The organism is Brevundimonas sp. (assembly GCF_030656255.1).
Classification (GTDB): Bacteria; Pseudomonadota; Alphaproteobacteria; order Caulobacterales; family Caulobacteraceae; genus Brevundimonas.
Window position 1 is genome coordinate 1 of the sequence record NZ_JAUSOE010000051.1, and the last position, 3111, is coordinate 3111.

Sequence of the window (3111 nt, forward strand, 5' to 3'; positions counted from 1 at the left end):
ATCGCACTCGGGACAGGGTTCGCAGACCCTGCCGACCCGTCGCAGGCTTATGGGGTTAGGCGATAAGACCGCCACCGCTCGGCGCCCCGAGCTTGCAGGCCAACCTTCCGCGCGGGGCGTCAAACCTTCGTCGAAACGGTAACCAAAACACAAAACTCCGGGCGAAGGCCCGGTGCCCCGCCCAGCCCTCCGCTTCCAAAGGGCCTCCAACTCCGCCGAAAGGACGGAGCGCGTCCGTTCGTCTGCACGATCCCCGAGGGAACGGGCTGAAAGCTTGTCCGTTGATGTCGCGCCGACGCCTTGATGCGGCCCGAAACACGGTGCGGTATGGTGTGGCTTGAAGCCTGTTCTCCTCGGATGATTATGCAGACCCGATCGATCGTGCTCGCCGCCGCCCTGGCCCTGTCGGCCTGCGGCAATCCCACCAATTCCAAGGCGCAGGAGGGCGAGTTCGCCCAGCCGACGCGCACGGCGCCGAGCGACGCGGCGGGAATGAAGTCCAGCTTCGCCCCTGTGGTGCGATCCGCCGCGCCCGCCGTGGTCAATATCTCGGCCCGCAGCGTGCAGCGGGTCCAGGCCGATCCCTTTTTCCAGTTCTTCGGCGGCGGCATGCCCCAGGCGCGGGTGGCCGAATCCGTGGGCTCAGGCGTCATCGTCCGTTCGGACGGAATCGTGGTGACCAACAACCACGTCATCCAGGGCGCCCAGCAGATCAAGGTCGTGCTGAACGACCGGCGCGAGTTTCCCGCCACCGTCATCCTGGCCGACGAGCGCAGCGACATCGCCGTGCTGCGGCTCGAGAACGTCAGCGACCGACTGCCGGTCCTGGCCATCGACGATCAGGAAGAACAGCAGGTCGGCGACCTGGTCCTGGCCATCGGCAATCCGTTCGGCGTGGGCCAGACGGTGACCAACGGCATCATCTCGGCCCTGAATCGGACCGAGACCGGCATTTCCGACAGCGGCTCCTTCATCCAGACCGATGCGGCCATCAATCCCGGCAATTCGGGCGGCGCCCTGGTGGACATGGACGGCGATCTGATCGGCATCAACACCGCCATCTTCTCCCGCTCGGGCTCCTCGGCCGGGGTCGGCTTCGCCGTGCCCGCCGCAATGGTCAAGCGCGTGGTCGACAGCGCCCTGGGCGGCGCCAAGGCCGTGGTCCGGCCGTGGCTGGGCGTGAAGGGCGACACCGTCACCGGCGACATCGCCGGCAGCCTGGGGCTCAGCCGGCCCCAGGGGCTGGTGGTCACCGACGTCTACGCCAATGGTCCCGCCGCCCGCGCCGGCATCCGCCAGGGCGATGTGATCACCGCCGTGGACGGTCAGGAGATCAACGATCAGAACGGGCTGAACTACCGCGTCGGCTCGCGCAATCCGAACGATCAGGTCCAGGTCGCCATCCTGCGTGACGGCCGGCCCGAAACCCTGACGGCGCGGGTCCAGACCCTGCCGGGCGACGCCGATCCCAGTCAGGGCGTCCTGATCCAGTCCGGTCCCTTCGCCGGGGCCCAGGTCGTGGCCCTGAATCCGGCCCTGGCCGACCGCCTGGGCGGCGACCCGTTCGCCACCGGCGTGATCGTGACCGGCGTCTCGGGTCGAGGCTACGCCGCCCGCGCCGGCTTCCGCCAGAACGACCTGATCGTCAGCATCAACGGCCGGGCCATCGCCTCGGCGCGTGACGTCGAAGCCGCCGGCGCCGGCCGCGGCCCGTGGGAGATCGTCGTCAATCGTGGCGGGCGTCAGATCAGGGGCGTGCTGAGATAAAAAAGGAGCCCGGGTGTTCGTCGCTACTCGCGACTCGCAACGACTTCGGATTGACAGCGCGCATTGCCCGAGTTGCTATGGCTTTAGAAGAGACAGGCATTTAGCGGAATAGGGTATGCATTCGATGGCCTTTGGACCCACTTGCCCGGAATGCGACACGCGCGTGCCTTTTCTCAAGACGCAGTTTAGACTGGGCAGTGCCTTCGCGTGCACCAATTGCGGGAAGGAACTGGTCGTCCCTAAATCTCAGGCTCTATTTCTGGGCTTTGGAATGATTGCGATCTTCCTGCTCGCGGAAAGTCGCTTTCCGTCGCAATGGGGCGGAATGCTTGGCTTGTTAGCGATCATGATCCTCGTTGGTCTGCCCCTAAGCTGGGCTGTGACGCGGGTGAAAGCGCTCTGAGGGTTTCACCCCTTCGTCGGCCCGCCGATCGACCAGGTGTGACCGAAGGGGTCGCGCAGGACGCCGTAGCGGTCGCCCCAGAACTGATCGGCCATATCCATGACGGGCTCGGCGCCGCCGACGGTCATGGCGCGGGTCCACCAGGCGTCGGGGTCGGCGACCTGGAGGTGCAGGGTTACGCCGGCGGGGCGCACGTCCTGAACGCCGGTGTATTCCGGGAACTCGTCGTTCAGCATCAGGCTGGCGCCGTTGATCTTCAGATGGGCGTGGATCAGTCGTTCGCCGTCGTCGGCCAGGCGGCGATCCAGCACCTCGGCCCCGAAGGCGATGATGTAGAAGTCGATGGCCGCCGAGGCCCCGCGCGACGGAATCGTCAGGTGCGGCGTCAGTCCGGAGGTCGGGCCTTGGTTGGGATGGGCGTCGGTCATGATCGATCTCTGTAGCGCTGACCCATACTAACGGGTGAAAACCGCTTTAGGCACGACTACATAGGTCGCAATGACCGACCTGTTCGAAGCCTCCGGCATATTGCCCCCCGACGCGCCCCTGGCCGACCGTCTGCGCCCGCGCACGCTGGACGAGGTGGTGGGCCAGGACCATCTGCTGGGCGCTGGCGGACCGATCCGGCGGATGATCGAGGCGGGGCGGCTGGGCTCGATGATCCTGTGGGGGGCGCCCGGCACCGGCAAGACCACCATCGCCCGGCTTCTGGCCCAGGCGGCGGGCTATGAATACCAGTCGATCAGCGCCGTGTTTTCGGGCGTCGCCGATCTGAAGAAGGCGTTCGAGGCGGCGCGGATGCGCCGGGCGGCGGGGCAGAGCACCCTGTTGTTCGTCGACGAGATCCACCGGTTCAACCGCGCCCAGCAGGACGGCTTCCTGCCCTTCGTGGAGGCCGGGGTAGTCACCCTGGTTGGGGCCACGACAGAAAACCCCAGTTT

General features: G+C 66.7%; 4 protein-coding genes. 3 read left to right on the top strand and 1 reads right to left on the bottom strand.

Annotation, left to right across the window (positions count from 1 at the left end; genetic code table 11):
- Positions 1-363: 363 nt before the first annotated feature.
- Both Q7J26_RS05660 and Q7J26_RS05665 read left to right on the top strand, forming a co-directional pair.
- The gene (locus Q7J26_RS05660; protein WP_304935525.1) at positions 364-1767 is read left to right on the top strand and encodes a Do family serine endopeptidase; all 1404 of its coding nucleotides are present in this window, start codon (positions 364-366) and stop codon (positions 1765-1767) included.
- Positions 1768-1882: 115 nt separating this feature from the next.
- Positions 1883-2170 (top strand): hypothetical protein, encoded by a 288-nt coding sequence (locus Q7J26_RS05665; RefSeq protein ID WP_304935526.1) that lies wholly within the window; start codon positions 1883-1885, stop codon positions 2168-2170.
- A 5-nt stretch (positions 2171-2175) separates the two neighbouring features.
- On the opposite strand, the gene Q7J26_RS05670 is transcribed toward Q7J26_RS05665, so the two are convergent.
- Entirely contained in the window at positions 2176-2598 is a 423-nt protein-coding gene (locus Q7J26_RS05670) for a VOC family protein (RefSeq protein ID WP_304935527.1), read from the bottom strand.
- Positions 2599-2668: 70 nt separating this feature from the next.
- Here Q7J26_RS05670 and Q7J26_RS05675 point away from each other — a divergent pair.
- Positions 2669-3111: AAA family ATPase (locus Q7J26_RS05675; protein WP_304935528.1), on the top strand; the 443-nt coding region annotated here is incomplete at its 3' end.